Source organism: Tunicatimonas sp. (assembly GCF_049647865.1).
Lineage (GTDB): Bacteria > Bacteroidota > Bacteroidia > Cytophagales > Cyclobacteriaceae > Tunicatimonas.
Genome location: NZ_JBARYM010000512.1, coordinates 1 through 4414, shown reverse-complemented (window position 1 = coordinate 4414; position 4414 = coordinate 1). Strand labels below are relative to the sequence as shown.

7 protein-coding genes are annotated in these 4414 nt (G+C 44.3%); 1 reads left to right on the top strand and 6 read right to left on the bottom strand.

From position 1 onward, the window contains the following. Nucleotides 1-302: serine aminopeptidase domain-containing protein (locus WBA23_RS15110; protein WP_424583116.1), on the top strand; the 302-nt coding region annotated here is incomplete at its 5' end. Nucleotides 303-312: 10 nt separating this feature from the next. Here WBA23_RS15110 and WBA23_RS15105 read toward each other — a convergent pair. The 6 genes from WBA23_RS15105 to WBA23_RS15080 form a co-directional block, all read right to left on the bottom strand. Beyond that, nucleotides 313-675, bottom strand: coding sequence for a cupin domain-containing protein (locus tag WBA23_RS15105; protein ID WP_424583115.1), 363 nt, complete (start codon nucleotides 673-675; stop codon nucleotides 313-315). Between the two features lie 10 nt (nucleotides 676-685). Continuing rightward, nucleotides 686-1030 carry a translation initiation factor gene (locus tag WBA23_RS15100; RefSeq protein ID WP_424583114.1) on the bottom strand — a complete coding sequence of 115 codons (345 nt, stop codon included), beginning with the start codon at nucleotides 1028-1030 and terminating at the stop codon, nucleotides 686-688. Between the two features lie 11 nt (nucleotides 1031-1041). Further along, the gene (locus tag WBA23_RS15095) at nucleotides 1042-1677 is read right to left on the bottom strand and encodes a Uma2 family endonuclease (RefSeq protein WP_424583113.1); all 636 of its coding nucleotides are present in this window, start codon (nucleotides 1675-1677) and stop codon (nucleotides 1042-1044) included. A gap of 24 nt (nucleotides 1678-1701) precedes the next feature. After that, on the bottom strand, nucleotides 1702-2415 hold the full coding sequence (locus WBA23_RS15090) for a pseudouridine synthase (RefSeq protein ID WP_424583112.1): 714 nt from the start codon (nucleotides 2413-2415) through the stop codon (nucleotides 1702-1704). A gap of 1 nt (nucleotide 2416) precedes the next feature. Further along, nucleotides 2417-3832: a hypothetical protein gene (locus WBA23_RS15085; RefSeq protein WP_424583111.1), complete on the bottom strand. Its 1416-nt coding sequence runs from the start codon at nucleotides 3830-3832 to the stop codon at nucleotides 2417-2419. 120 nt (nucleotides 3833-3952) lie between these two features. After that, nucleotides 3953-4354, bottom strand: a complete 402-nt coding sequence (locus tag WBA23_RS15080; protein ID WP_424583110.1) for a VOC family protein — start codon at nucleotides 4352-4354, stop codon at nucleotides 3953-3955. Nucleotides 4355-4414: the final 60 nt, after the last annotated feature.

Here is a 4414-nt window from a genome sequence, read left to right as displayed (position 1 = left end):
CCTTCCGTGACGACCCGCTAGTACATGATAAGGCTTCAGCTAGTCTGGGTAATGCCTTGTTTAATGCTCCCTCAGCCATACTGGAGAAAGCTCCTTCTATTCAGGTTCCGGTATACTTACTGCATGGCACGGGCGATCAACTAGTTATACCAAGTGGTTCTAAGAAACTCTATAATCTGCTTACTACTCCCGACAAAACCCTCAAGATGTACGAAGGACTATACCACGAGCCAATAAATGAGCGACTAAAAGATCGAGAGAAGGTTTTAGATGACTTAAAAAAGTGGGTACTAGCCCACTAACTAATTTTAGTCATATCCACTCCTGATTATTCGTGGTTTTTTCGTGTACTACCTCACCCGTGTGTTGGGTAGATTTAGGTTCAATGAGCATGAGCCACACTTCCTCTCCATTAGTACGAGGTAGGTGCTCTACGCCTTTCGGTACAACAAGGATGTCGCCCTCCTGCACTTCCACTGTTTTATCCCGGAAATCCATGTACAGTGTGCCCTTTTGAACGATAAATAACTCATCTTCGTCAACATGACTGTGCCAGACTAGCTCATCTTTCACTTTGGCTAGTTTGATCTGCTGGCCGTTTAGCTCGCCAATAATCTTGGGAGTCCAGTGCTCTTGAAACCGACCGAACTTCTCATTTAGATTAATCTTGTCCATCGTACTATCTTTATCCTCCGGCTGGTTTAGCAGCGTAGCCTTCTTTCTGTAAATAAGCCACTACCTTATCACGCTGGTCACCTTGAATGAGTATCTCGCCATTTTTAGTGCTGCCGCCCACCCCACAGTGGCTTTTCAGTTGTTTGCCCAAATCTTTCATATCATCATCCGACCCCACAAAGTCGCGTACAACGGTAACCTGCTTGCCGCCTCTTTTACTCTCACGCCATACCCGTAGTTTCTGTTGGCTGAAAGGTATTGTTTTCTGCTGATGCGTATTCTCTGCTTCGTAGGAAAAATCGGAATTAGTAGAGTATACAATTCCGCCTCGATTATTCTTTTGTTTTCTGGCCATAAAAGGGTGTTCTAGCTTTTGTTTAAAAATTCGCTCAAATCTTGGGTGTCTTCGTACAGAGCCTCAATGGATAATGAGATATTAAGAGAGGATAACTCGATTGTTTGTCCAACTCCTTCTATTGCTGTTATTTTCCAAGATCCGTCTTTTGTCTTAGTACGAACTTCCACGGCCACTCGGTACTGCTGAATTAGCAAGTACTCCTGAAAAGTCGGTAACAAACAATATAAGTGAAATTTGTCGCCTCCCGCCGTGGATTCGGGATCTCTCCCCTCCGTACTTTTAGATAGAACTTCGGCAATAAGCGTAGGGTTGGTAACCGCACCTGGCTCTTGAGGTGTTCTCTCCGGAACTCCACAGACTACCGATGCATCAGGGTATAAAAAAAGGTTCTTGGATGGGATATAGATTTTTCTATTCTCACTAGAAGCTACGCATTTCCTGCTTCCTCCATCTCCATTATTTTTTCTACTGCGTAGTTTTATCCTTAATTCGGAATATATATTTCCGCTGATGGTCGTGTGATCGTAGCTGCCCCCCGCCATCGCCTGTATCATACCGTCGTGGTACTCGTAGCGTACCCCAGTATCTTTCTCCACCTGAAGGTACTCGGCTATAGTTAGGTAATTTTTTTGCTGAGGCTCCATGTAAACAAAGATAGCAAATATGATTCAGGATGATAAGAGTGGCTGGATTTTCTGATGGTTAGTCCACCCCATAAGATCAATCATTCGTTGAAACTCTGGTTGCAACGGTGCTTCGACCCGAACTTTCTCATTATTAGTTGGGTGGGCAAAGGAAAGTGATGCAGCATGAAGGAGCATGATATCCATCTGCCAGCGTTCTTTGAACAGTCGGTTTTGCTTATTGCAGCCGTGCGGACGGTCGCCAACAATCGGGTGAAAAATATGCTTGAAGTGCTTACGAATCTGGTGGTAACGTCCGGTTTGGGGTTTTACGAGTACCAGCGAGTAGCGGGAAGTAGTGTGTTTGCCGAACGGAACGTCTAGTTCAGTTTGAGCTAAGGTTTGGTACTGCGTAAAGGCGTCTTGAACTTTTCCCCGGTCATTCTCTAAAGCGTAGTTAATTTCTCCTAATGTATCGGTGTAACCGCGAACGATAGCCAAATACTGCTTATTTACACTATTTTCCATAAACTGAGCTTGCAGTTTAGGCAGTAAATCTTGATTTAGCGCAAACAGTAACACTCCCCCGGTTTTCCGGTCAATACGATGCGCCGGATAAACGGGTTGCCCGAGTTGATCACGAAGTAATTGTAAAGCAAACTCTTGAGCATCGCGGGCAATTCGGCTACGGTGCACCAGCAATCCGTGCGGTTTATTAATGGCTACTATGTCTGAGTACTGGTAGAGAATCGATAGCACACTATTCCGAGTTGTGGTTTAAATTCAAGTTAGTTAAATCATAATTAAAGAATAGCGGACCATAGCCGAAATCGTAGCTCATCACTCCCCGCAAATTAGGCTGAATTGGTTGCCCACTGAGGAAGCCATAGATTCCATTCGCCGAATCGTTCCAGTTGAGCGCAAAAGTTACATACATAGTCTGCTGCTGATTAGCCGGAATTTCGGTATGCTGCTGTGGTAGCGTTTCTAGAGAAACTTCATCTAAATCTTCGGTGCGAAGCTGAATGGAGAATGGCTCGCCATTAGCCAGAAAGGCACTACTTCTAAACAAAGGTACGCTAATTGGAAAATCGTTATTGTTGTGGAACACAAAGGGAATAGACAGGCGAAAGCCCTGGGTTGCCAAGCTGGGTAAACTTGCCGGAAGTTCGGTATTCTTAAAGGTTTGCCAGCCACTATTAAAAGCATTCCACATTCTTAGAGCGTCAGGATTTGCTCTCGACAAAAAGTTGTCGACAAAGTAATCCGTAGCCGAGAATTGCTCGTCGATATACACCAAGTTCTTTAGGTTATTCCATTTAGTATTAATTTGAGGATCAAAAGGACGGGCCATATTAAGAGCTTGGTCAGCTAGGTTTACGTCAATCGTACAATCCAAGCAGTTAAGCTTAGGAGCAGGGAATTTGATACTGGTTTCTAACATCGTTTTCACGAATGGGTTGGTCAATTGACCGATTTTACCACTGATGAGCAGGTCAGCGAATGGAGTAAGCGTTTCCTTCAGATCATTGAGGTTGACCGCATTCCAGCCACTGCCAATCCACTCTACTTGAATGGGATCGATAGATTTACTAATAGTGGGTGGAGCCGGAATTTTCATCGGAATAGATTTTTCCAACTCGAGTGTTCTCTTCTCAATTTTACGACTAGCTAGCTCCCTGAGCAATGGAGCGTAGGTTGAGGAATCAATATTGAACTGGTCCGTTATATTGAGCTGATAGTTGGGTAGCAGATCGGCAAACCTAGATACGTCAATATCTACTGAAGTATGGAATGTGAATTGCCCTTGCTTACCCAAAACAGCATTTAGGGTTTCTTGATTGACGGTAAATGAATATACTACCTCAGAGCTGCTGTTTGCCGGAACGGTAATGTCTGTTTCTTCCCCAAAATTAGGTAGTTCATCTTCATTTAGCCTGATGCCCATTCGGTGAGTAGGAATGGGCAACGGGCGAGGGTAAGGATTGCGAAAAAGATAGGTCAAATCCATTTCCAAGCTAAAGTCCTTGAAGCCATTTTGGTGAAATTTAGGCTCAAAACTCGCGAACTGGGCGGTTGGCAGTACATCTTCAATTACTAACAGATTGGTTTTACAGGATGATAGTACGAAGATACTTAAGCAAATGGGTAGGAGCAATAAGCGGTGGTTAGTCATGGTAGTAGTGGTTTGGTGGATTAAAATGGTGTAGTGACTTTAGCTTTATACCAAAGTCATCAGTACTATCAAGGTACGTAAATATGGGAGAACTATCTGATTAGAAGATAGCCAAGCCACCTACTTATTCATCGAAGCAGGTTCTATCAAATCCCACAGGTTACCGTAGAGGTCTTCGAGTACAGCAACCGTACCGTATTCTTCTTCCTTCGGTGGTCTAACGAACTTTACTCCGTTTGCCTTCATCTGCTTGTAGTCACGCCAGAAGTCATCGGTGTGCAAAAAGAGAAATACGCGCCCGCCGGTTTGGTTGCCTATATACTTTTTCTGCTCGTCATTGGCTGCCTTTGCCAGTAGTAGGTGGCACTCTTGAGCACCGGGAGGGGCTACTCGTACCCATCGTTTGGTTTCACTCAACTCAGTATCTTCTACCAAAGTGAATCCTAGCTTTGCGGTATAGAAGGTAATAGCCTCGTCGTAGTCAGCTACTACTAGGGTGATGGCGGCAATGTGTTGGAGCATAAGTACATGGTTTGGGGGAATATAAAAAAAGTGTTTCCGAAATCAATCAGAAACACTTAG